Consider the following 24,068-nt stretch of genomic DNA (forward strand, 5'->3'; position numbering starts at 1 on the left):
TGTATTTCAAGCTGGGTCACAGAGTTCTCTGGTGCGACGGGGTTCTTTTGCCAGATAATCCGCCTTTCGATTGACGTCATGGCTTTGACGTTGCCAACCGAAGAACACCGTTTCAGGAGGCCAGGATGCATAACGACGGGAATGTAGTGCCTTTGCATAAGGTTCCTACCGATCAGGCGAATCGCTCGCCGCTCGCCCGTTTGCCTGTGATTCTGCTCCAGGTCCGCGACAAGGCCGCGCAACAGCTGCGGCTGGGTTTGCAGAGGCTGTTCGATAATGCCGACGACACCTTGTTCGAGATGGCCGATCGGGCGCGCAACGACGTCGAGCAGAATCTGTTCTTCGAAGCCATGAGGGACCTGCGCCTGAAGCGCAAAAGTATCGAACGCGAATTCATCGAGCAGTTCTTCGAGGCGTTCGTCAGCCTCGCCCAGTACGACCTGACCCATGCCTCCTTGAGCCCTGCCGCCGCGCCTGGTGCTTCGGTCCGGTCGACCCATGACGATCTGGAGCGCCATCTGGCAGTAGAAGCCATGGTCACCCGGGTGCTCAGTCGCGATGGTCCCTCCCTCGATCAATTGACGGCCCGGCTCAGCGTGTTGCTGGCCCGGCCGATGGCGAATTCACAGAACCCCCTGAGCCCGGCGCTGTTGTGCGAGACCTTTCTGCAGGCCGGACGCAACCTGGGGGTGGAGATCAAGGTCAAGCTGATCCTGCTCAAACTGTTCGAACGTTATGTGCTCAGTGAATGCGACCAGTTCTATGCCGAGGCCAATCAGTTGCTGGCGGCCACGGGGATTTTGCCGGATCTCAAGGTATCGCCGTCCCGGCGTGCCTCGGATCGTGTCGACGATGCACCGCGCCCCGCGTCGGAGCGGACGGCCAAGCCCAGGGCCGCCGAGGTCGATGACAGCGTTCAGGAAGTGTTCTCTGCCCTGCAGAAACTGGTGATGCAGGTACGTGGCAGCGTAGCGCCGACCCTGGAGCCCAGCGCACCGGCGCAGCCGATTTCGACCCGTGATCTGTTGCGTCTGCTCTCCCATTTGCAGCAATACGTGCCGGCGCCCACGCTTCAGGACGAGTTCGATCTGCGCAGCCAGCTCGAACAGTTGCTCACCCGGGTCAGCGTCAAGAGTGGCAAGTCGCGGGTGGTCGAGGGCGCCGATGAGGACGTGATCAACCTCATCGCGATGATGTTCGAGTTCATCCTCGACGACCACAACCTGCCGGACTCCCTCAAGGCGTTGATTGGCCGCCTGCAGATCCCGATGCTCAAGGTCGCAGTACAGGACAAGAGTTTCTTCAGTCGCGGCAATCATCCCGCCCGCCGGCTGCTTAACGAAATTGCCGCCGCAGCCATGGGCTGGGGCGACTGCGACGACCACCAGCGCGACAGCCTTTATCAGCGCATCGAACAGGTGGTGCAGCGGCTGTTGAACGATTTCGTCGATGACCCGGCGATTTTCTCCGAAGTGCTGGCCGAATTTCTCGCCTTTACCAGTGACGAGCGGCGCCGCTGCGAACTGCTCGAGCAGCGTATCCGCGATGCCGAGGAAGGGCGGGCCAAGGCTGAACTGGCACGTCAGCGGGTCGAAGGCGCGTTGAATCAGGTCATGTTCGGCAAGGTGCTGCCCCAGGCCGTGGTGGAATTCGTGCAGCAGGCCTGGAGCCAGGTGCTGCTGCTGACCGGCTTCAAGCATGGCGAGCAGTCCGCCGAATGGCAGGCCGATGTCCTGACCCTGGAGCAACTGATCTGGAGTGTCCAGTATCACGACGAGCCGGATGCCGGCCTGCGCCTGCTGGCCATGGTACCGGAGCTTCTCAAGGCCTTGCGCGAAGGGTTGAGCCGTTCGGCGTTCGATCCGTTCGCCACCAGCGAATTCTTCAGCGAACTGGAAGTCCTGCACGTGCAGGCCTTGCAGCGTATGGGCCAGGCCACGGATAAGGTCCAGTCGGCGGATGCGCCGGTGATGGTTCAGGTGCTGGAGAAAATTGTCCTGCGCCCTGCGTACAAGGCGCCGGCGGATAACGTGACGGTGCGCTTGCCCGCCGATGACGTGGGCCTGCTTCAGGTCGACCAATTGCGCCTGGGTAGCTGGGTCGAGTTCCAGGAGGATGATGACAATAGCCTGCGTTGCAAGCTGGCGGCGATCATCCAGAGCACCGGCAACTATATTTTCGTCAACCGTACCGGCCTCAAGGTCCAAGAGCACAGCCGCACCAGCCTGGCCCTGGAGTTTCGCCGGGGGGCCGCGCGCCTGTTGGACGATACGTTGTTGTTCGACCGGGCGCTGGAATCCGTGCTCGGCAATCTGCGTCAACTCAATCGCGGCAAGTGATCGCACAGTCCGGGTCGATCACGGCATACTGACGGCATCACCGTCGTCTTCGAAGGAACCTGTATGCAGCTGGACCCCGCGAGCGGTTGGTGCGATGGCGTGCGTCATTGCCCATCGCCCAACTTCAATGCGCGCCCCGAGGGCGAAATTTCCCTGCTGGTGATCCACAACATCAGCTTGCCGCCTGCCCAGTTCGCCACCGGTAAGGTGCAGGAATTCTTCCAGAATCGCCTGGATGTCACGGAACATCCCTACTTTGCCGGTATCGCCGACTTGCGTGTCTCCGCGCATTTTCTGATCGAGCGTGACGGCGCCGTTACCCAGTTTGTTTCCTGCCTGGAGCGTGCATGGCATGCGGGTGTGTCGTGCTTCGAGGGGCGGGAAACCTGCAACGATTTTTCCATTGGCATCGAGCTCGAGGGCACCGATGACCTGCCGTTCGCCGACGCGCAGTATGTCGCCCTGGTGGATCTGACGCGGCAGTTGCAGCTGGCCTTCAAGGCGATCACCGTGCAGCGCATCTGCGGGCACAGCGACATCGCTCCAGGGCGCAAGACCGATCCGGGACCGGCATTTGACTGGGTACGCTATCGCGCGGCCCTGACAGAAGGGGAAGGACAATGAGTTTTCTGGTGTTGCTGCTGGCGGTCTGGATCGAGAAGTTCTCGGCCTTGCGCCAGCGAGTCCAGCGTGACGGCGCGTGGCTGGGTGAGCTGAACAGAATCGAGTCGAGCCCCCGTTGGGTCAATCGACCCTGGCTGGTGTTGCTGGCCATGGTCCTGCTGCCCGTGACGCTGCTGGCGCTATTGTTGTGGATGCTGCAACCGCTGGCCTACGGGCTGCTGGTGCTGCCGGTGCACTTGCTGGTGGTGATTTACAGCCTGGGGCGTGGGGATCTGCTGGCCGAGCTGGGGTCGTTTCGCGATGCGTGGCGTCGCGAGGACCTGCAAGCGGCCACCCATGTGGCCAAGCGGGACCTGGGAATTGAAGCCGACAATGGCGAGCAACTGTTGGGGCGGGTCCAGGGCCATCTGTTGTGGCAGGCCTACCAGAGCTTTTTCGCCGTGATCTTCTGGTACTTCCTGCTGGGCCCGGTGGCGGCCCTGAGTTATCGCCTGCTGGCGCTGGCCGCCGAGCATAGCCAGAATCCCGGCGTGGCCGAGCGGGCAGCACAATTGCGCCATGCCTTCGACTGGGTGCCGGTGCGGTTGCTGGCGGCGAGTTTCGCCCTGGTGGGCAACTTTGTGGCGGTCAGCCGGGTGATGCTGCATGAACTGCTGAACTGGAATATCAGCGCCGCTCAGCTGGTCGACAAGGTCGGCCTGGTGGCTGGCGAAATTTCTGGGCCCGTGGCCGGGCCGGACGGCATCAACAGCCTCGATCGGCTGTGGGAGTTGCTGCTGCGTGCGGCGGTGCTCTGGTATGCCGGGTTTGCGTTGTGGACGGTGCTGGCTTAGGCGACGAGTTCATCCTTTATTGTGTGGAACAAACTGTGGGAGCAAAGCTTGCTCGCGATAGGGACAAGCCAGTCAACATTGTTGCTGATTGATTTACCGTAATCGCGGGCGAGCCTTGCTCCCACGGATAAATACCCTCCCAGGAAAGGAACGGACCCCATCCCGGCGCCGTTAACCTTAAGTTACAAATCTCCCCTCCGATTTAGGCTATACAGGGACAGCGCCCAATAGTGGCTTTCTGCTGTCTCTGTGCGCATGCCCCATAAAAATAAAAAACCTACCGGGAGACTTCCTTGTGAAGAGTTTGCTCTGGCCCGCCGTCGCGCTGATGAACCGCCTGAGTTTCGGTATGAAATTCAGCCTGATCAGCGTGTTGTTCCTGCTGCCGATGCTGGTGACCAACTTCTTTCTGGTGCGCGATTCCTACCGCCAGTTCCAGGGGACGCAAGTGGAGCTGCAAAGCCTCGACCTGCTGGGTAACAGCCTGACCCTGCGCCGCGACCTGGAAACCCTGAACAATCTGGTGCAGATCAATGCCAGTCTGGGTCAGTCCGGCAAGGCCGGCGATGTGGACGCGAAAATAAGCACCCTCGAGCGGCAAGCCCTTGCGCGTCTGCAAGGCATGACCGTCGTGGCCGTGGAACCTGAGCAAGCGAGTCTCTTCGACGCCAAGCGCGACGAAATAATCGCCGCGTTAAAGGCCCAGCAGGCCGAAAGCTCCCTGCAGAGCAAAAGTGCGCTGATCGGCAAGCTGCTCAACAGTTCGCAGATATTCAGCCAGATCATCGCCAGCCAGGCGGGACTGAGTCGTGACAGCCAGAGCGATATTCGTCAGCTCGGCGAACTGATGACCAGCGTGACCCCCAATGTCACCCAGATCCTCGGTGAGAGCCGCGCGCTGGGCGCTTCGGCCTTGGGCCTGGGGTTTCTCAGTTCCGCGTCCAGTACCCGATTCGATGAGCTGCTGGCGCAGATCGAAAAAGTCCAGGGTGAATATGGCTTGAAGCTGCAAGATGCGTTGATCTCCAGTCAGGCGGCTGGACAGGCTCTTGCCAGCCCGGCCGACGGCAGCAAGGGCACCTTGAAGAAGGTCGCCGAGCTGATCGAGGAGCAGGTGGTGATGGCCGATACCCTCGATGCGCCCTGGCCGGTCTTTTTCGATCAGGTCAGCAGCCTGATGGAGCAGACCTACCGGCTGAACGACGCAGCGCTGGGTTTTCTCGATGTCCAGTTGCGGCATCGCCTGGAGCAGAACCGCAGCCACATGGTGCTGCAAGCGGTGGCATTGGTGGTGGTATTTCTGCTGATCTTCTATTTGTACGCCGGCTTCTATGCCTCGACCCTCACCACGCTCCAATACCTGGGGCGGATGATGGACAAAGTGGCGGCAGGGGACATGACGGTCAATTTCGTGTCCCGCAGCAAGGACGAGCTGGGCGAGTTGGGTGAGGTGTTCAACGGCACGGTGGCGAAGATCCACGACCTGATCGAGCGGGTGGGTCAGACAGTCGTCGAGGTGGAGCGTCAGGCCGGACAGGTGGAATCGGTCTCGGCCCAAAGCAACCAGGCAGTGGCCGGCCAGCGCAGCCAGATCGAACTGGTTGCCACGGCAATGAACCAGATGTCGGCTACGGCCCAGGAGGTGGCTCGCAGTGCCGCTGCGGCGGTCAGCAGCGCTCACAGTGTGAACGATGAAACACTCAGTGGACGTGGGCTGGTGGAGTCCCAACAGGGCAGCATCGCCCGCCTGGCCAGCGAGATCGATCAATCGGTGCAGGTGATCAATCAGTTGGCGACCGACAGCCAGGCCATCAGCCGCGTGCTGGATGTGATCAAGAGCATAGCCGAGCAGACCAACCTGCTGGCCCTCAACGCTGCGATTGAGGCGGCTCGGGCCGGAGAGCAGGGACGCGGCTTCGCGGTGGTAGCCGATGAAGTGCGGACCCTGGCCAAGCGGACCCAGCAATCGACTGAAGAGATCGAAGCGATGATCAGTCGTCTGCACGGCGGCGTGGGCGCAGCCGTCAAGGCCATGGGGACCAGTCATGAAATGGCCAGCGGCACGGTCGGTCAGTCGGAAAAGGTCCAGCAGGCGTTGGCAAACATCCTCGGCGCGGTTGGCATGATCGTCGACCAGAACCAGCAGATCGCGGCTGCGGTGGAGCAGCAGACGGCGGTGGCCCATGATATCGACCAGAACATTGTCGAGATCAACCGTGCGGGTGAGCGCACCGCCGAAGGGGCGCACCAGACTGAGGATGCCAGTCGTGAACTGTCTGCACAGGTGGGGCAGCTCAAGGTGTTGATCAATGCGTTTCGGGTGTGAAGATCGTTGCGGAATCCCTGTGGGAGCGAGCCTGCTCGCGATTGGCGGCCTTGTGATTGGCCGGGGTTTTGGGTCGAGTACATATCCGTTGCTGCGGTAACGGCGGCTTAGGGTTCCGCCCTTACGGCGGCTTACTTTTTTTCAAACGCCAAAAAAGTAAGCAAAAAAGGCTTGGCCCCACCACTCGGCACCTCGCCTAGGCTCGGTGTGCCCTCACTCCGGCCAGCGTGGTTAATGGGGCCCGAAGATCAAAAGCAAAAGCAAAAAAGCGAGGTGACGTTACGGCCGACCTGTCTCTCCAGACGTACCTCGATCCAACTGTGGGAGCGAGCCTGCTCGCGATGGCGTCGGTACATCCAACCTCTCTTACCCAGGCTGACCGCTTTCGCGAGCGAGTCCGCACAGGAAAGTGCGGTCACCAGTTGAACAATTGTCGGGCGTTCGCGGTGCTGGCCTCGGCCAGTTGCTCCGGGCTGATCGCCATGATTGCGGCCAGGGCCTCGCAAATCGCCGGCAGGTGCGCCGGGCTGTTGCGTTGGCCGGGGAACATCGCGGGGGCCATGTCTGGGGAGTCGGTTTCCAGCACAACCGCTTCCAGCGGCAGTTTCGCCAGTACCCGGTGCATGCGCAGGGCCTGGGGCCAGGTGGCGGCGCCACCGAGGCCGAGTTTGTAGCCGAGCTTGATGTACTCGCGGGCTTCTTCGAAACTGCCGGCGAAGGCGTGGATGATCCCCGCGCGTTTCAGGGGAAGGTGCTTGAGGGTGGCGATCACCGCTGCATGGCTGCGACGCACGTGGATGAGTGCTGGCAGTTCGAACTCGGCTGCCAGTTGCAGTTGCGCTTCGAACAGCGTCTGCTGGCGCTCACGGTCCAGGCTCTCGACGTAGTAATCCAGGCCGATTTCTCCCACCGCGCACAACTGCCGATGCCCGGCCAGTCGCGCCAGCCAGTCGCGCAGGTGCGCCACGTCCTCGGGGCGATGCTGGTCGAGATACACCGGGTGCAGCCCAAGCGCTGCGTGCAGATCCGGGTCGCGTTGTACCAGGTCCCAGACCCGCTGCCAGTTGTCCCGATACACCCCCAGCACCACCATCTGCCGGACACCCAGGGCGCGGCTTGCGGCCAGCAGTGCTGGACGATCCGCGTCGAAGTCGGGAAAGTCCAGGTGGGTATGAGTGTCGATCAGCTCCACGATTCAGTCCCGGTGGATACGCTGCTTGAAGGTCCGCGCAATGGCCTGCACGCCAGGTTGATAGTCATCGTTCTCGATGGCCGCCAGGGCCAGTTCCAGCGCCTTATCGGCAATCAGCTGATGCTGCTGGGACATGGCATTGACCGGCAATGGCAGGAAGTCCAGCAATTGCGTGTCACCAAAGGTGCCCAGGCGCAACGGGCGCGACTTGAGCGGGAAGTCGTGCAGGGCGTCGAACACCCCTTGCAGCAGCACGTAGGAGGTGGTGATCAGCGCATCGGGCAGATGCCCCAGGCGCATAAGCAAGTCGTCCATCAACTGGCGGCCGCATTCGCGGCTGAACGACTCGCCGTGCTCGATCAGCACCTGGCCGTCGAAACCGGTCAATGCTTCGCGAAAGCCTGCGGCCCGCTCCTGGCTGATACTCAGCTCGGGGCGCGCGCCGAGCAGCACGATCTGCCGGGGTTGCGTCTCCAGCAGGCTGCGGGTCAGTTGCAGGCTGGCCTGGCGGTCATCGCTGATCACTGAGCAGAAGTGCTCAGGCTCCATCACCCGGTCGATGGCGATGATCGGAATGCCCTTGGCCTGGAGCTGGCGGTAGCTGTCATCCCCGGCTGGCAGGCAGCTGGCGACGATCAGCGCGTCGCAGCGCCGGGCGCGGAACAGCTGCAACAGCTGCCGCTCACTCTCTGGCGCGTCATCTGAGCTGGCAATCAGCAACTGGTAGCCCTGAGCCCGGGCACCCTGTTCCAGCAGCTTGGCGATGCGGGCGTAACTGGGGTTTTCCAGGTCAGGCAGAATGAAGCCCAGGGTACGGGTATGCCGACTGCGCAATCCGGCGGCCTGGGGATTAGGCGTAAAGCCATGTTCTTCGACCACCGCACGCACCCGTTCGACGGTCGCATTACTGATGCGTTGCTGTTCGGCCTTGCCGTTGATGACATAGCTGGCGGTGGTGACGGACACACCGGCCAGTTGGGCGATATCACTGAGTTTCAACCCGTTTTTCCTTGTTTTTTCGAGTTTGCCCGACACTGAGCGCCCATCCTACCCGATTCGGCGCGACGGTCGTTGTCCAAACACTGGCGACAAGTTGCACTTCAAGGATGAGAGATTATCGAGTAACGTGCCAATCTTTCTAGATTAAACGTTTCAGCAAGCGTATTTTCAAGGTTAGCAGGATTTTCTGGCCGCACTGCCGCGATACCGCCAAAAGCCGTCCTGTAACGCTAAGCTGTCATTCAAAACAATACCTGGCGCCAACCCGACGCCAAAAAGGAGAAAGCATGCTCGAGCTCAATCCAGAGCAGATATCCATGGCCCAGACCGCCGTGGATAAAGCCGCCGCGCTGCAATTGCTCGCTGACAAACTGGTGGCCGATGGCCTGGTGGCCGAAGGTTATCTCGCCGGCTTGCAGGCCCGCGAAGCCCAGGGTTCGACTTTTCTTGGCCAAGGTATCGCCATCCCCCACGGTACGCCGCAAACCCGCGACCTGGTGCACTCGACCGGTGTTCGTTTGCTGCAATTCCCGGACGGCGTGGACTGGGGTGACGGGCAAATCGTCTACTTGGCGATCGGCATCGCGGCCAAGTCCGATGAGCACCTGCGCTTGCTGCAACTGCTGACCCGTGCCCTCGGCGAGACCGATCTGGGCCAGGCACTGCGGCGTGCCAGCTCCGCCGAAGCCTTGCTGAAGTTGCTGCAAGGTGCGCCGCAGGAGTTGGCCCTGGATGCGCAAATGATCGGGCTCGGCGTATCGGCCGACGATTTCGAAGAACTGGTGTGGCGTGGCGCCCGTCTGCTGCGCCAGGCAGATTGCGTGAGTAACGGCTTTGCCGGGGTATTGCAGCAGGTCGATGCGCTGCCTCTGGGCGATGGCCTGTGGTGGCTGCACAGCGAACAGACCGTCAAGCGTCCGGGCCTGGCCTTCGTGACACCGGACAAGCCCATCCGTTATCTGGGCCAACCCTTGAGTGGCCTGTTCTGCCTCGCCAGTCTCGGCGAAGCTCACCAGGCATTGCTCGAGCGACTCTGCGCATTGCTGATCGAAGGTCGCGGCCACGAACTGGGCCGTGCCACCAGCAGCCGCAAGGTGCTGGAGGTGCTCGGTGGCGAGCTGCCCGCCGACTGGCCCAGCGCTCGTATCGGCCTGGCCAACGCCCATGGCTTGCACGCGCGTCCGGCGAAGATCCTTGCGCAACTGGCAAAAAGCTTCGAAGGCGAGATCCGCGTGCGCATTGTCGACGGCCAGGACAGCGCCGTGTCGGCCAAGAGCTTGAGCAAACTGCTGAGCCTGGGCGCCCGCCGCGGTCAGGTTCTGGAGTTCATCGCTGAACCAAGCATCGCCGCCGATGCGCTGCCGGCATTGCTGGCAGCCATCGAAGAGGGCCTGGGCGAAGAAGTCGAGCCGCTGCCGCCGCCGAGTGCGCCGCAGGAAAGCCCGATGGCCGAAGTCGCGACCGTGCTGCTGGCCCCCGAATCCGGCAGCCTGATCCAGGCGGTGCCCGCCGCGCCGGGTATCGCCATTGGTCCGGCCCATATCCAGGTGTTGCAAGCCATCGACTATCCGCTGCGCGGCGAGTCGGCCGCCATTGAACGCGAGCGCCTGCAGAACGCCTTGAATCAGGTACGCCGCGATATCGAAGGCCTGATCGAACGCGCCAAGGCCAAGGCCATCCGCGAGATTTTCGTTACCCACCAGGAAATGCTCGACGACCCGGAGCTGACTGACGAAGTCGATACCCGTTTGAAGCTCGGTGAGAGTGCGCAAGCGGCGTGGATGGGTGTGATTGAAGCTGCCGCAAAGGAGCAGGAAGCCTTGCAGGACGCCTTGCTCGCCGAGCGTGCCGCTGACCTGCGGGACGTCGGCCGGCGTGTGCTGGCGCAGTTGTGTGGCATTGAAACCCCGAGCGAACCCGAGCAACCTTACATCCTGGTGATGGACGAGGTCGGTCCGTCCGACGTGGCGCGCCTGGACCCGAGCCGTGTGGCGGGGATTCTCACCGCTCGCGGCGGCGCCACCGCCCATAGCGCGATTGTCGCCCGGGCCCTGGGCATTCCGGCGCTGGTGGGAGCCGGGGCCTCGGTGTTGCTGTTGGCCCCGGGCACTTCATTGTTGTTGGACGGCCAGCGCGGTCGCCTGCATGTAGAGCCTGATGCCGCCACCCTGCGACGCGCGGTCGAGGAACGTGACACCCGCGAGCAGCGCCTCAAGGCGGCTGCCGAACAGCGCCACCAACCCGCTCTGACCCGCGATGGCCACCCGGTGGAAGTGTTCGCCAACATCGGCGAAAGCGCCGGTGTCACCAGCGCGGTGGAGCAGGGTGCCGAAGGCATCGGCCTGTTGCGCACCGAACTGATTTTCATGGCCCACACCCAGGCACCGGACGAAGCGACCCAGGAAGCCGAATACCGCAAGGTGCTCGATGGCCTGGCCGGCCGGCCCCTGGTAGTGCGCACACTGGATGTCGGCGGTGACAAGCCGCTGCCGTATTGGCCGATCGCGAAAGAAGAAAACCCGTTCCTCGGCGTGCGTGGCATCCGCCTGACCTTGCAGCGCCCGCAAGTCATGGAGGCGCAACTGCGTGCCTTGCTGCGTTCGGCGGACAACCGTCCGTTGCGGATCATGTTCCCAATGGTGGGCAGCGTCGAAGAATGGCGTCAGGCCCGGGACATGACCGAGCGCCTGCGCCTGGAAATCCCGGTGGCGGACCTGCAACTGGGGATCATGATCGAAGTGCCGTCCGCCGCGTTGCTCGCGCCGGTGCTTGCCAGGGAAGTCGATTTCTTCAGCGTGGGCACCAACGACCTGACGCAGTACACCCTGGCCATCGACCGCGGCCACCCGAGTCTTTCGGCCCAGGCCGACGGCTTGCACCCGGCGGTGCTGCAATTGATCGACATCACCGTGCGCGCTGCCCATGCCCATGGCAAATGGGTGGGCGTGTGCGGCGAGCTGGCGGCCGACCCGCTGGCAGTGCCGGTACTGGTGGGCCTGGGCGTGGATGAACTGAGTGTGTCGGCCCGCAGCATTGCGGAGGTCAAGGCACGAGTACGCGAGCTGAGTCTCGAACAGGCACAAGCCCTGGCCGGCGAGGCATTGGCCGTGGGCAGCGCCAATGATGTGCGCGCATTAGTGGAGGCGCTGTAATGGCGAAGATTCTTACCCTGACCCTCAACCCGGCGCTTGACCTCACGGTGGAACTGGCGCGCCTGGAGCCGGGCCAGGTCAACCGCAGCGATGCCATGCACAGCCACGCCGCCGGCAAGGGCGTGAACGTGGCCCAGGTGTTGGCCGACCTGGGACATACGCTGACTGTCAGCGGCTTTCTGGGTGAAGACAACGCTCAGGCATTCGAGACGTTGTTCGCTCAGCGCGGGTTTGTCGACGCCTTTATCCGTGTGCCCGGGGAGACCCGCAGCAACATCAAGCTGGCAGAGCAGGATGGACGCATCACCGACCTCAACGGCCCCGGCCCGAGGGTCGATGCTGCGGCGCAGCAAGCGCTGCTGAATCGTCTGGAGCAGATAGCCCCCGAGCACGATGTCGTGGTGCTGGCGGGCAGTCTGCCCCGGGGCGTCAGTCCGCAATGGTTGCAGGCGTTGATCACTCGCCTGAAAACCCTCGGCTTGAAGGTCGCCCTCGACACCAGCGGCGAAGCCTTGCGTGTCGCGCTGGCGGCCGGGCCTTGGCTGATCAAGCCGAACACCGAGGAGCTGGCCGATGCACTGGGCTGCGATGTGGTGACCGAACAGGCCCAGGCCCAAGCGGCGCAACGCCTGCATGGCCAGGGCGTCGAGCATGTGGTGATTTCCCACGGTGCCGAGGGTGTGAACTGGTTCAACGTCGGCTCGGCGCTGCACGCTTCTCCTCCCAAGGTCACCGTCGCCAGCACCGTGGGTGCCGGTGATTCGCTGCTGGCAGGCATGCTGCACGGCCTGCTCGGTGCGCACACTCCGGAACAGACCCTGCGTACCGCCACGGCCATTGCTGCGATGGCGGTTACTCAGATCGGTTTTGGCATTCATGACACCGCGCTGCTGGCGTCGCTTGAACAGGGCGTGCGCGTGCGCCCCCTGACAGAACAATAAGAGGGTTCGCGAGAATGAAATTAGCCATTGTGACGGCCTGCCCGAACGGCATGGTTACCAGTGTGTTGTGCGCCCGCCTGCTGGACGCGGCGGCCCAGCGCCAGGGATGGAGCACCAGCGTCGAAGTCCATGACGCGGCCCATCCGGAGCGTCAGTTGTCGGCGGCCACCCTTGAAGCCGCCGAGTGGGTATTGCTGGTTGCCAGTGGCCCGGTGGACTTGTCGCGGTTCGTCGGCAAGCGCCTGTTCCGCAGCACCCCGGCCCTGGCCCTGCAGGATGTCGACTCGGTGCTGCGACGTGGCGCCGAAGAGGCTGCGGTCCTGGTCGAGTCGGATGTTCGGCAGGAGGCGGCTGTTCCAGCGCAATCGTCCAGGGCAGTGAGTGAGCGCGCGCCGCGTCTGGTTGCCATCACCGCTTGTCCGACGGGCGTAGCCCATACCTTCATGGCCGCAGAGGCATTGCAGCAGGCCGCGACGCGATTGGGCTATGACCTGCAGGTGGAAACCCAGGGTTCGGTGGGCGCGCGCAACCCATTGAGCCCCCAGGCTATCGCCGATGCGGATGTGGTGCTGCTGGCGACCGACATCGAAGTCGCCACCGAGCGTTTTGCCGGCAAGAAGATCTACCGCTGCGGCACGGGCATCGCCTTGAAACAGGCTGAGGCCACGTTGAAAAAAGCCCTGGCCGAGGGCCAACAGGAAAGTGCGGCCGGCAGCAGTGCAGGGCCGGCCAAGGCAGAGAAAACCGGTGTCTATAAACATTTGCTGACTGGCGTGTCGTTCATGCTGCCGATGGTGGTGGCCGGAGGTTTGCTGATCGCGTTGTCGTTCGTGTTCGGCATCACCGCGTTCAAGGAACCCGGCACATTGGCGGCTGCGCTGATGCAGATCGGCGGTGAAAGTGCGTTCAAACTGATGGTGCCGTTGCTGGCCGGTTACATCGCCTATTCCATCGCGGACCGTCCGGGCCTCGCGCCGGGGATGATCGGCGGGATGCTGGCGAGCACCCTGGGCGCCGGGTTCATCGGCGGGATCATCGCCGGCTTCCTGGCCGGTTATGCGGCCAAGGCGATCAACCGCTACGCACGTCTGCCTCAGAGCCTGGAAGCGCTCAAGCCGATCCTGATCATCCCGCTGCTGGCGAGCCTGTTCACCGGTCTGGTGATGATCTACGTGGTGGGCAAACCGGTGGCGGGCATGCTCGAAGGCCTGACTCATTTCCTCGACAGCATGGGCACCACCAATGCGATTCTGTTGGGTGTGCTGCTGGGGGCGATGATGTGTGTCGACCTCGGTGGCCCGATCAACAAGGCCGCCTACGCGTTTTCGGTGGGGCTGCTGGCATCGCAGAGTTACGCGCCGATGGCCGCGACCATGGCCGCCGGCATGGTGCCGCCGATTGGCCTGGGCATCGCCACCTTCATCGCCCGGCGCAAGTTTGCCCAGACCGAGCGCGAGGCCGGTAAGGCGGCGTTGGTGCTGGGGCTGTGCTTCATTTCCGAGGGCGCGATTCCGTTCGCCGCGAAGGACCCGCTGCGGGTGATCCCGGCCAGCATCGCCGGTGGTGCGCTGGCCGGTGCACTGTCGATGTACTTCGGCTGCAAACTCATGGCACCCCATGGCGGGCTGTTCGTGATGCTGATCCCCAACGCCATCAACCATGCGTTGCTGTACTTGCTGGCGATCGTGGCGGGCAGTTTGCTGACGGCGGTGGCGTATGCGCTGCTCAAGCGTCCGGAGCAAGTCGAGATGGTGCTGGAGCCTGCCAAGGCCTGATCCAACGCAATCCTCCTGTGGGAGCGAGCCTGCTCGCGATAGCGGTGTATCAGCCAACGACTCTGTTGACTGACCCTCCGCTATCGCGAGCAGGCTCGCTCCCACAGTTGTTTGGGGGTGTCCAGGGGATGGTTGTCACACCCGATTAACACGAGCATGTTCTAGTTTTCCCATTTGGGAGGAACACCATGAGCGAGTTCGACCTGAGCCGGCGCCGTGTGATGCAGGCTGTGGGGGCGGGGTTGTTGGTGCCGGGGCTGGCGCCGGCGGTGATTGCCTCGGTCAAGGACCGGCCGGTACTGACCGATGGTGTGCAGTCCGGTGACTTGCAGGGCGACCGGGTGATGATCTGGAGTCGCAGCGACCGTCCGGCACGCATGGTGGTGGACTGGGACACCCGTAGCGGCTTCTCCAACCCTCGGCGCGTTGTCTCGCCACTGGCCGACAGCCGCAGCGATTTCACCGCCCGGGTCGAGCTCACCGGCCTGCCGCCCGACCAGGCGATTTTCTACCGCGTCCATTTCGAAGACGCCCAGAGCGGCGTTGCCAGTGAGCCCTGGTTGGGCCACCTGCGCAGCGCGCCGCAGTTCAAGCGCAATATCCGCTTTGTCTGGAGCGGCGACACCGTCGGCCAGGGTTTCGGGATCAACCCGGACATCGGCGGCATGCGCATTTACGAAGCCATGCGCCTGCGCCTGCCGGACTTCTTCATCCACAGCGGCGACACGATCTACGCTGACGGCCCGGTGCCGGCCCAGATCACCACGGAAAGCGGGCGCATCTGGCGCAACCTCACCACCGAAGCCAAGAGCAAGGTGGCGGAGACGCTGGACGAGTATCGCGGCAACTACCGCTACAACCTGATGGACGAGAACGTGCGGCGTTTCAACGCCGAGGTGCCGCAGATCTGGCAATGGGACGATCACGAAGTGGTCAATAACTGGTCGCCAGGCAAGCAGTTGGACGAGCGCTACCAGACCAAGGATATCGGCACCCTGGTGGGCCGTGCGCGCCAGGCCTGGCTGGAATACGCGCCGATGCGCTTGCAGAAGGCCGATGGCGGCGGGCGGATCTATCGCAAGCTCGCCTATGGGCCGATGCTGGATGTATTCGTGCTCGACATGCGCAGCTACCGCGAAGCCAATGACGCCAACCTCGGCGCGGCCAAACCCTTCCTCGGTCGCGAGCAGTTGGATTGGCTCAAGCGCGAGCTGAAGCAATCCCGTGCCCAATGGAAAGTCATCGCCGCCGACATGCCCATCGGCCTGGGCGTGCCCGACGGCGAAGTCAGCCCCGGTGTGCCGCGCTGGGAAGCGGTTGCCAACGGTGATCCGGGCCAGGCCCAGGGCCGCGAAGTGGAAATTGCCGAACTGCTCGGCTACCTGCGCAAGCATCAGGTACGCAACTACGTCTGGCTCACCGCCGATGTTCACTATTGCGCCGCCCACCACTACCACCCGGAACAGGCCGCGTTCCAGGATTTCGAGCCGTTCTGGGAGTTTGTCGCCGGGCCGCTGAACGCCGGCAGCTTCGGACCCAACGCCCTGGACAAGACCTTCGGTCCAGAGGTGGTGTTCCAGAAGGCACCCCCGGCCCAGAACACCTCGCCGTTTGCCGGCTATCAGTTCTTCGGCGAGGTGAACATCGACGGGCAGAGCGGGGAGATGAGCGTGGTGTTGCGGGATCTGGAAGGGGTGGCGGTGTTCGAGAAGAAACTGCAGCCGCTGTGATCTGCAGATCACAGGGGGGCCTTGTGGGAGCGGGCTTGCTCGCGAAAGCGGTGGATCTGTCACGCAGAGGTTGAATGTACCGCCGCCATCGCGGGCAAGCCCGGCTCCCACAAGGTCAGGTGGCATATGCGAAGACCGCGTACACCCTGAGTCCTCTGTGGGAGCGAGCCTGTTCGCGATAGCGGTGGGTCTGTCACGCAGAGGTTGAATGTACCGCCGTCATCGCGGGCAAGCCTGGCTCCCACAAGATCAGGTGGCGAATGCAAAGATCGCATACACCCTGAATCCTCTGTGGGAGCGAGCCTGCTCGCGATAGCGGTGGGTCTGTCACGCAGAGGTTGAATGTACCGCCGCCATCGCGGGCAAGCCCGGCTCCCACAAGGTCAGGTGGCATATGCGAAGACCGCGTACACCCTGAGTCCTCTGTGGGAGCGAGCCTGCTCGCGATAGCGGTGGGTCTGTCACGCAGAGGTTGAATGCGCCGCCGCCATCGCGGGCAAGCCCGGCTCCCACAAGATCAGGTGGCGAATGCAAAGACCGCATACACCCTGAATCCTCTGTGGGAGCTGGGCTGTCGGTCAGTAAACGTCCCGCCGATACCGCCCCTGCTCGATCAACCGCTCCACTTCCTCTGCTCCCAGCACGTCGTTGAGCACCCGATCCACCCCCGATGCCATGCCCTGCAAGCTACCGCAGACATAGATCACCGCCCCATCGGCCAGCCATTGCTTGAGCAGCGCAGCGGATTCGCGCAGGCGGTCCTGGACGTAGACTTTCTGTTCCTGATCCCGGGAGAACGCCAGGTCCAGGCGTTCCAGGTCGCCGGAGGTTACCCATTCCTGAAGCTCATCACGGCAATGGAAATCATGTTCGCGCTGGCGCTCGCCAAACAGCAGCCAATTGCGCTGCGGGCCTTCGGCAACGCGGGCCTTGAGCAGGCTGCGCAGGCCTGCCAGTCCCGTGCCGTTGCCCAGCAGGATCATCGGCACGCCCTGGGGCGGGAGGTGGAAGCCGCTGTTTCGCCGCACCCGCAGACTAATGGCGCTGCCCAGCGGGGCATGCTCGGTGAGCCAACCGGAGCCGATGCCCAGGCTTCCGTCGGCGTGGCGTTCCTGGCGCACGATCAGTTCCAGCACGCCATCGGCCGCGATCGAGGCGATGGAATATTCACGCAGCGCCAGCGGTGCCAGCGCGTCCAGCAGCGCCTGGGCATGCAAGCCCACCAGATGGGCGCGGTTTGCCGGCAACTGGCGGGTCGCCAAGGCCTGCTCCAGGCTTTGCGGCAAGCCGTCGACCTGTACGCGAGCATTGCCGGCGATACCCAGGCCCTCGAGAAAATGCTCGATGGCCAGTAGGTCGTTGCGCGGCAGTATCTCCACCAGGTCGCCGGCCAGCCAACTGCTTGGCCCTGGAGCGCTGAGGCCTAGCAGGTATACGCCCGAGCCACTGCTGTCGGGGTTGAGCAAGGTGCGCTGGCCGAGCGTCCATTGTTCGAAATCGGGGGCTTTCCAAATGTCTACCGGCGCCTGCCCGGTCAGTTCTGCCAACTGCTGTTGCCAATGACGCAAGGCATAAGGGTCGCCGCTGTCGACTTCCACCGGAGCGAACAAGGTCTTGCCGCCGTGCTCCGCCAGCCAGCTGTGCAGGCGCCGGGCGAAACCGCAGAAGTTGTCGTATTGCCGGTCGCCCAGGCCCAGCACCGCATACTGCAGGCGCTCCAGGCCCAGGGGGCGGCCCAGCACCTTGCGCTCGAAACCCCGGGCGCTGTCCGGTCCTTCGCCATCGCCGAAGGTACTGACCACAAACAAGGCGTGGGTGGAATCGCTCAGGTCCTGCTCGCTGACGCCCGCCAATGGCTGGACGTTCACCGGCAGCCCGGCGGCCTGGAGTTGGCCGGCGGTCTGCCAGGCCAACTGTTCGGCAAAGCCGCTCTGGCTGGCAAAACCGATCAGCCACGCGGGCGCATCGCCTTGGCTGGCAGCCAACCCCTGGCGCGCCTGCCGGACTTGACGTTGCTTGCGGCGACGATCCAGGTACAGCAACCAACCGGTGATAAAGAACAGCGGCATGGTCAGTGCCGCCACCGTCACCAGGACCCTTCCGATCAGGCCGAAATAGCTGCCGACATGCAGGGCGTAGACGCTGGTCAGCAGTTGCGCCTTGAGGCTCTTGTCGCTGTAGCGGCTGTGTTGGCTGACGATGCCGGTGGCCGGGTCGAGGATGATCCGGTTCAGTGCCCGGTCATGGGGCGAATTCTTCAACAAGTAGAACACGGTCGCCGGTTGCCCGGCCACCGGCGGCAGACGCACATTGTAGGAGGCCAGGTCCGGGCCGGCGGCGCTGTAGATGCTGCTCCACATGGCCCGGTAGTCGGCTACCGGCGGCGGGCCGTCAGGCACGGGGCCACGGTCGCGCACCCGTTCGTCCTTCGGTGAGTCGGAGAGCAGGCGGGTCACTCCTTTGTTGTACCAGTCGTAGGACCAGGTCAGCCCGGTCAGGGCCGCCAGCAGGTAGAACGCCAGGCACCAGGTACCGGCCACGGAATGCAGATCCCAGTTGAAACTGCGGCCTTTCTTCTTCCAGTCGAGGGTCAACCAGGCACGCCAGCTCCGCCACTGGCGCGGCCAACGCAGGTACAGCCCGGACAGACAGAAAAACACCAGGATCAACGTGCAGGCCCCGGTGATCTGCCGGCCCGCGTCGTCCAGTGCCAGGATGCGGTGCAGCTTCAGCATCAGGCCGAAGAAGTCCTGGCCCACCACATCGCCCATGAATTGAGCGTTGTAAGGGTTGAAGTAGCGCATGGGCCCGCGCTTTTCCCCAGGTGGCGCAGCGAAGATCGCCCGTGCGGCATTGCCGCTGTCGGTTTCGACCCAGAGCATGGCGACGGTTTTACCGGCGCTAGCCTCGATCTGCTCCACCAGTTCGGCCGGCGGCAGGACACCGGCCGGTTGTTTCTCCACCGTCAGCACCTGCGGGTTCAGCGCCCGCAGGATCTCGTCCTGGAACGACACCGCAGCGCCGGTAATGCCCATAAACGCCAGGACCAGCCCGGCACTGATGCCGAAAAACCAGTGCAGCTGGAACAGGGTTTTCTTCAACACGTCGCCCGCCTTGTTCATTCATTGCTGTTCATCACGGCGTGCATTATGCCGTGTGTTATCGAGAAGCATTCATAAACACGCATAAAAAGCCCGGCTCAGCCAGTGATGTCGAAATCAAGCCCTGTGGGAGCGAGCAGGTGACCACATCACGACCCCAGCCGTTGCCGGTCAGAAATGGACGTTGGTGCTCAGCAACGCCGTACGCCCGGCCGGCTGGTTGGCGAAACGGATCGAGGACGCCTTGTCGTAGCAGGTTTCGTCAGTCAGTTTCTGCGCGTTGGATTGCAGGTCCAGGTGCTTGTCGACCTCGTCATTTTCCACTCATGACTTGGGGGGCCGGATAACACGTTGTTAATGCTTGGTAATGACTGAGTATTCGCCATTGACTCAGCGCGTGTCCGGGCTGTCGGAAGATTGTCTTGTTTTCTAATATTTGAAGAGTAGTGGGCGGGTGCGCAACTGCTTTAGAGTCATTTTGCGCGATCGGTGAGTTATATGAGTGGTGTTTTACTCTGATTACCCTCGGCGAAACTTCAATGTAATTTTAGAAGACAGGAAGTCTGTGATGGAATTTAACTTGGACGATAAGATTGTCGAGGCTGCGGCGCAAGCGCCTAAGATTTTTGTAGAGGCGTCTTTGGGCAGCGGAGGTGAATATAATCGGGAACCCGGCATACAACTGACCAAAGAGCAGATTATCAGTCTGCGCCGGTATGAAGTGCTCGGATTGTCGTTACCTTATCGCTATAACGATGTGGTTGCCTATTTGAATTACGGTGCGGGTGACGGGGGCGGTCTCGGGCTGACGGCCAGGGATTTTCTGCAAACATTCACAATGACCTATGACCACGCCAAGCGTTGGGCGCCGTTGCGTCGAGAGATCATGTTGACTGGCACTCATCTGAAATTGTTTGCCGAAAAGATCATCGAGAATGGCGAAGGAATCGTTGAGGTTTATGACGACAGTGAAATAGCGAAACATCTCAGGGAGCATGCAATCAGCACCGTGGAGGGCTATCTGCAGCTCAAGCTCAAACACCCCGGCCTCCCCGACGTAACGCTGCCTTCGGGGGATATCCCAGAGATCAAGTACTACCTCAATGCCATGCTTTCTGATGTGAAGGATTGTCAGGCGAAGGCAGAAAGTGTCAGGTCGGAGCTGGATCGCTTTGGCACGGACTTGCGGGAAAAGGTGCTGCCGGAAGTCAAGCTGCGATTGAAAGCGGTGAGCGAGAACTCCTATAGACAGGACATTCAAGTACTTCAGGATGATATCGATCAGCGTGCCGCGGAGCTCGATGAGCTCAATAAAAAATACGACCAGATGGTGAAAGAAGCGATTGTTGCAGCAGCCACCCTGAATGTCGGCGGACTGATTCTTGGCATCTACCAGGGGGTCCAGGCCGAGAAAATACGCAATCAGCGCAGGCAATTGAAAGAAGTTCAGGACATTGCCATCCAGAATATGGCCAGCAAAAGCCAGACATTGAGTTCATTGAATCGCGTGCGCGCTGATCTGCAGAATCTGAGTGCCGTTACGATTGAAGCTGAAGTGGCGACTCAGAACCTCATGCTGGTATGGGAAGCGCTCGGCTTATATATCACTTCCTCGGTAAAGGAGGTGGATAAGATAAATAACGCCGTGAGCTTGAGGGGGTTTATCCGAAACGTGAAGAAAGTGTTCAAACCCTGGCGGGATATCCGCACCGGTTCCGATGCACTGTTGACAGTGTTTGCAGAAGCTCAGCGGGAGTATGAAATGGATAACTTGATGTCAAGGAAGATGGGGCGAATGATGTTGAGGGTCGCTGATTATCCAGCTTTTGAGGTGCGGGTGTTACGCAATCATAACTCGGACGTTCAGAGCTACAGTGTTCGGGCACAGATGCTGTTTCAACGGCATGCCTATCTGCCGGGTGTGGTGGAGAGAATGATAGGCCTGGCGCTGATGATCGACAGTACGACGTTTGGTTTGCGCAGCCGTGCACAGACAACGATGTATGTATTGGACCGGGCGCTCGGCAACCTCAAGCAGATTCAGGAGGATTTTGAAAACGCCCATGACAGGAATGAACAACATGAAATGTCCAGGGAAATGGAAGATGAGCTGCAAGAAGTGTTCGTTGCCATCGCCCAACAGACCCGCGAATTGAAAGCACTTCAGGTCGACCTCGGTGCCCGCTATGACAAGAGCGCCTCGGCGCAATGGATCGCCACACTGGAGCAGGACCGGGCGTTTGCACAAGACCAAAAGATCAAGGCTGAGGCCAGGCGAGCTGAATTGGACTCGCAGATGAAATCGGTTGCCGATGCGATTGAGTTGATTGAAAGAAACGGCGTGGAGAACATCGGTCAGCAGGCTCAGTTGACCGTGGATAATCTGATGGCGATGGGCATGGCGCCCCCTCAGGTCCAAATTGCATTGCTGGCCATGGACACGCTGAAGAAAACGCTCTCTGGCATCGCTGAAACCATTTCCTACCTCAACATGGTTGCCGGGTACAACCGCCTTCGGGACCGGGCCAGGCAACTGCGCCTGGAGGCAGAGGCGTATACCAGGGACATCACCCTGATCCTGGGCAAGGTTGAGCTGGTTCAGACGCTTGACGCATTGGACGGGGGACGTGGGCGTTTTCTCAAGGAGTTCCTGAATATCGTTGCGGCTTTTGAACACTTCGCTGGGGTTTTCGAGCCGCAGAAGTCGCAACCTGTCGAGGCGCGCGTGCGCACCGCATGTGATCTGATCCCAGGCATGATCAACCATTTGCGCCCCCTCCGTGGGTAACCAACCCATCGGAGCGGAGTCGTCCTGACCGGAATGGACATTTCCATTGATGACGCGGTGGCGGACCCGTGTCTGCCATCGCCGGGGGCAGAATATGGATCAACTTGGCTATGAATGGACAGGGGCGCAGCGACAGACCCTGGATCGTTACGCTCACTTCCTGGGTTCCCTACGCTCGATCTTGAATAACATATCGGTCGTTTTTGAACGGCGTCGAAGTGCCGGCCATCAGCCTGTCGTGCTGGCGGTGGATTCACGGTGGAATAACGCACTTTTCAACTCGCAGTACCTATCGGCGCTTTGGGGTTACGTCAATGACATAAGAATGTCCCTGGAAAGGGATGTGGAAGCACTGTCGGCGTTTATCCGGGATGCACTCGACATCACCGCGAGGGTTTCCAGACGTGAACCGGTTGAGCGAGTGGATTTCAGACTGTTCAGCTTGTCCCGTTCAGCGCAATGGTTGTTGGCTCCGCCGATAAAGGTAGAGGACCTGACCCATGAGCTTCACTTGCGTTTTATCAACCACAGGAGCGCGATCAGGCAGTGGGTGTTTCGATTCAATGAACTGTATCGAGAGTCACTCGGGTTGAACCCGGTGTTCATCAGCGCCATGGATCATCGCGCTTGTCTTTGCCACACCCAGCCGAGCGTGGCGCAGATGTTATTTCAGGAGCCGGTCACTGCACCCGCCTGGGACATGATTTATTCCTCGCGGGACGCTTCGATCAGGGCGATGGAATACAAGGCCGACATTGCCGCGTTGTTCAAGGCATTCAACAGTCTGAACGGGCAGATGGGCTTGTTGGCGCAGGATTTATATCAGCGCATGGAGGACGTGGTTCTGACGCTCAGGCGCGCAAGCTATGCGGTGCGGCTGGGAGAACTGAATTCGAAATTGAGCGTTGCCATGAAGGCGGTTGGTCGATGCATGGAGCTGCTGGAGGATTTCGAGGCCTGGCTGCGCAAATAAAAAGGTCCATGCAGGGTGCATGGACCTTTTTTATCGACAGGCTGCGTTACACGTAGAACGACTTCAGCGGCGGGAAGCCATTGAATTCCACGGCGCTGTAGCTGGTGGTGTAGGCGCCGGTCGACAGCCAGTAGAGGCGATCACCGATGGCCAGGTTCAATGGCAGGCCGTACTTGTAGTTCTCGTACATGATGTCGGCGCTGTCGCAGGTCGGACCGGCGATGACCACCTCTTCCATCTCGCCTTTCTTCTCGGTCCAGATCGGGAACTTGATGGCTTCGTCCATGGTTTCGATCAGGCCGGAGAACTTGCCCACGTCCGTGTAGACCCAACGCTCGACGGCAGTACGGGATTTACGTGCGACCAGCACCACTTCGCTGACCAGAATACCGGCGTTGGCGATCAGCGAACGGCCCGGCTCCAGGATGATTTCCGGCAGGTCGTCGCCGAAGTCTTCTTTGAGGAAGCGGATGATTTCCTCGGCGTAGGTTTCCAGGCTGTTGGTGCGGGTGATGTAGTTGGCCGGGAAGCCACCGCCCATGTTGATCAGTTTCAGCTCGATGCCGTCTTCTTCCTTGAGACGCTCGAAGATGACCTTGACCTTGGCAATAGCTGCGTCCCAGACGCTGATGTCGCGCTGTTGCGAGCCGACGTGGAACGAGATGCCGTACGGCACCAGGCCCAGGTCGCGGGCCAGGATCAGCAGGTCCATGGCCATGTCGGTCTGGCAGCCGAATTTGCGCGACAGGGGCCAGTCAGCGGTGGTCGAACCTTCGGTCAGGATACGTACATAGACTTTCGAGCCCGGCGCTGCCTTGGCGATGTTGCGCAGGTCGGCTTCGGAGTCGGTGGCGTACAGGCGCACGCCTTTTTCGTAGAAGTAGCGGATGTCCCGGGACTTCTTGATGGTGTTGCCGTAGCTGATCTGGTCGGGGGTAACGCCCCGGCTCAGGACCTTGTCCAGCTCATAGATCGAGGCGATGTCGAAGTTCGAGCCTTTTTCCTTGAGCAGGTCGATGATCTCCACCGCCGGGTTGGCCTTCACGGCGTAGTAGACCTTGGCGAACTCGAAACCTGCGCGCAGGTCGTCGTAGGCCTGGGAGATCATCGCGGTGTCGATCACCACGAACGGGGTTTCCTGCTTGTCGGCGAACGCCTTCATTTTCTGAAAGGTTTCGCGCGCGAAATAATCTTCGACCTGGATCGACATACGTTGGGACTCCTACTGGCAAACATCAGGATCAATGGGTTTGAGGGCAAGCTGCCCCCGTGAACGTCCTCCGTATCCCCACTTT

The 24,068-nt window shown here is 61.6% G+C and carries 15 protein-coding genes; 10 read left to right on the forward strand and 5 right to left on the reverse strand.

Going from position 1 to position 24,068, the window contains the following annotated elements:
• Nucleotides 1-125 precede the first annotated feature (125 nt).
• The 4 genes from QZH45_RS05225 (at nt 126) to QZH45_RS05240 (ending at nt 6,122) form a co-directional block, all read left to right on the forward strand.
• Nucleotides 126-2,339 (forward strand): DUF1631 domain-containing protein, encoded by a 2,214-nt coding sequence (locus QZH45_RS05225; protein WP_024779936.1) that lies wholly within the window; start codon nt 126-128, stop codon nt 2,337-2,339.
• A gap of 63 nt (nt 2,340-2,402) precedes the next feature.
• Nucleotides 2,403-2,963, forward strand: a complete 561-nt coding sequence (gene ampD, locus QZH45_RS05230; RefSeq protein ID WP_024779935.1) for a 1,6-anhydro-N-acetylmuramyl-L-alanine amidase AmpD — start codon at nt 2,403-2,405, stop codon at nt 2,961-2,963.
• Nucleotides 2,960-3,796: a regulatory signaling modulator protein AmpE gene (gene ampE, locus QZH45_RS05235; protein ID WP_024779934.1), complete on the forward strand. Its 837-nt coding sequence runs from the start codon at nt 2,960-2,962 to the stop codon at nt 3,794-3,796. The genes ampD and ampE overlap by 4 nt, the downstream gene beginning before the upstream one ends.
• A 1,621-nt stretch (nt 3,797-5,417) precedes the next feature.
• Nucleotides 5,418-6,122, forward strand: coding sequence for a methyl-accepting chemotaxis protein (locus QZH45_RS05240; protein ID WP_392396978.1), 705 nt, complete (start codon nt 5,418-5,420; stop codon nt 6,120-6,122).
• A gap of 415 nt (nt 6,123-6,537) precedes the next feature.
• Here the strand turns inward: QZH45_RS05240 and QZH45_RS05245 are convergent, their stop codons facing one another.
• Together QZH45_RS05245 and cra are read right to left on the reverse strand one after the other, a co-directional pair.
• Nucleotides 6,538-7,314: a TatD family hydrolase gene (locus tag QZH45_RS05245; RefSeq protein ID WP_053193015.1), complete on the reverse strand. Its 777-nt coding sequence runs from the start codon at nt 7,312-7,314 to the stop codon at nt 6,538-6,540.
• Nucleotides 7,315-7,317: 3 nt separating this feature from the next.
• Nucleotides 7,318-8,313, reverse strand: coding sequence for a catabolite repressor/activator (cra, locus tag QZH45_RS05250; RefSeq protein ID WP_024781166.1), 996 nt, complete (start codon nt 8,311-8,313; stop codon nt 7,318-7,320).
• A 287-nt stretch (nt 8,314-8,600) separates the two neighbouring features.
• Here cra and ptsP point away from each other — a divergent pair, with 287 nt between their 5' ends.
• The 4 genes from ptsP to QZH45_RS05270 all read left to right on the forward strand — a co-directional run bounded on the left by ptsP (nt 8,601) and on the right by QZH45_RS05270 (nt 15,911).
• Complete coding sequence (gene ptsP / locus QZH45_RS05255) at nt 8,601-11,465, forward strand: phosphoenolpyruvate--protein phosphotransferase (protein WP_069018457.1); 2,865 nt, start codon at nt 8,601-8,603, stop codon at nt 11,463-11,465.
• Nucleotides 11,465-12,406 carry a 1-phosphofructokinase gene (pfkB, locus tag QZH45_RS05260; RefSeq protein WP_053193019.1) on the forward strand — a complete coding sequence of 314 codons (942 nt, stop codon included), beginning with the start codon at nt 11,465-11,467 and terminating at the stop codon, nt 12,404-12,406. Before ptsP ends, pfkB begins: the two co-directional genes overlap by 1 nt.
• Nucleotides 12,407-12,420: 14 nt before the next feature.
• A complete protein-coding gene (locus QZH45_RS05265; protein WP_053193025.1) occupies nt 12,421-14,181 on the forward strand; it encodes a PTS fructose-like transporter subunit IIB in 1,761 nt (586 codons plus the stop codon).
• A 188-nt stretch (nt 14,182-14,369) separates the two neighbouring features.
• The gene (locus tag QZH45_RS05270; protein ID WP_024781170.1) at nt 14,370-15,911 is read left to right on the forward strand and encodes an alkaline phosphatase D family protein; all 1,542 of its coding nucleotides are present in this window, start codon (nt 14,370-14,372) and stop codon (nt 15,909-15,911) included.
• Between the two features lie 578 nt (nt 15,912-16,489).
• On the opposite strand, the gene QZH45_RS05275 is transcribed toward QZH45_RS05270, so the two are convergent.
• A complete protein-coding gene (locus QZH45_RS05275; RefSeq protein WP_024781126.1) occupies nt 16,490-19,015 on the reverse strand; it encodes a PepSY domain-containing protein in 2,526 nt (841 codons plus the stop codon).
• A 168-nt stretch (nt 19,016-19,183) separates the two neighbouring features.
• Nucleotides 19,184-19,336, reverse strand: a complete 153-nt coding sequence (locus tag QZH45_RS05280) for a hypothetical protein (protein ID WP_155254766.1) — start codon at nt 19,334-19,336, stop codon at nt 19,184-19,186.
• Between the two features lie 244 nt (nt 19,337-19,580).
• Between QZH45_RS05280 and QZH45_RS05285 the strand changes: the two genes are divergently transcribed.
• The gene (locus QZH45_RS05285) at nt 19,581-21,800 is read left to right on the forward strand and encodes an alpha-xenorhabdolysin family binary toxin subunit A (RefSeq protein ID WP_055135468.1); all 2,220 of its coding nucleotides are present in this window, start codon (nt 19,581-19,583) and stop codon (nt 21,798-21,800) included.
• A gap of 94 nt (nt 21,801-21,894) precedes the next feature.
• Entirely contained in the window at nt 21,895-22,773 is an 879-nt protein-coding gene (locus QZH45_RS05290; RefSeq protein ID WP_033035208.1) for a hypothetical protein, read from the forward strand.
• 46 nt (nt 22,774-22,819) lie between these two features.
• Here QZH45_RS05290 and QZH45_RS05295 read toward each other — a convergent pair whose 3' ends face one another.
• Nucleotides 22,820-23,983 carry a type III PLP-dependent enzyme gene (locus QZH45_RS05295; protein WP_024781129.1) on the reverse strand — a complete coding sequence of 388 codons (1,164 nt, stop codon included), beginning with the start codon at nt 23,981-23,983 and terminating at the stop codon, nt 22,820-22,822.
• Nucleotides 23,984-24,068: the final 85 nt, after the last annotated feature.

This window comes from Pseudomonas corrugata, assembly GCF_050920615.1.
Taxonomy (GTDB): domain Bacteria; phylum Pseudomonadota; class Gammaproteobacteria; order Pseudomonadales; family Pseudomonadaceae; genus Aquipseudomonas; species Aquipseudomonas corrugata.

Coding starts and splice junctions, on each gene's coding strand:
- QZH45_RS05225 (WP_024779936.1), top strand. CDS start 126: ATGCATAACGACGGGAATGTAGTGCCTTTGCATAAGGTTCCTACCGAT.
- ampD (WP_024779935.1), top strand. CDS start 2,403: ATGCAGCTGGACCCCGCGAGCGGTTGGTGCGATGGCGTGCGTCATTGC.
- ampE (WP_024779934.1), top strand. CDS start 2,960: ATGAGTTTTCTGGTGTTGCTGCTGGCGGTCTGGATCGAGAAGTTCTCG.
- QZH45_RS05240 (WP_392396978.1), top strand. CDS start 5,418: ATGTCGGCTACGGCCCAGGAGGTGGCTCGCAGTGCCGCTGCGGCGGTC.
- ptsP (WP_069018457.1), top strand. CDS start 8,601: ATGCTCGAGCTCAATCCAGAGCAGATATCCATGGCCCAGACCGCCGTG.
- pfkB (WP_053193019.1), top strand. CDS start 11,465: ATGGCGAAGATTCTTACCCTGACCCTCAACCCGGCGCTTGACCTCACG.
- QZH45_RS05265 (WP_053193025.1), top strand. CDS start 12,421: ATGAAATTAGCCATTGTGACGGCCTGCCCGAACGGCATGGTTACCAGT.
- QZH45_RS05270 (WP_024781170.1), top strand. CDS start 14,370: ATGAGCGAGTTCGACCTGAGCCGGCGCCGTGTGATGCAGGCTGTGGGG.
- QZH45_RS05285 (WP_055135468.1), top strand. CDS start 19,581: ATGGAATTTAACTTGGACGATAAGATTGTCGAGGCTGCGGCGCAAGCG.
- QZH45_RS05290 (WP_033035208.1), top strand. CDS start 21,895: ATGGATCAACTTGGCTATGAATGGACAGGGGCGCAGCGACAGACCCTG.
- QZH45_RS05295 (WP_024781129.1), bottom strand. CDS start 23,983: ATGTCGATCCAGGTCGAAGATTATTTCGCGCGCGAAACCTTTCAGAAA.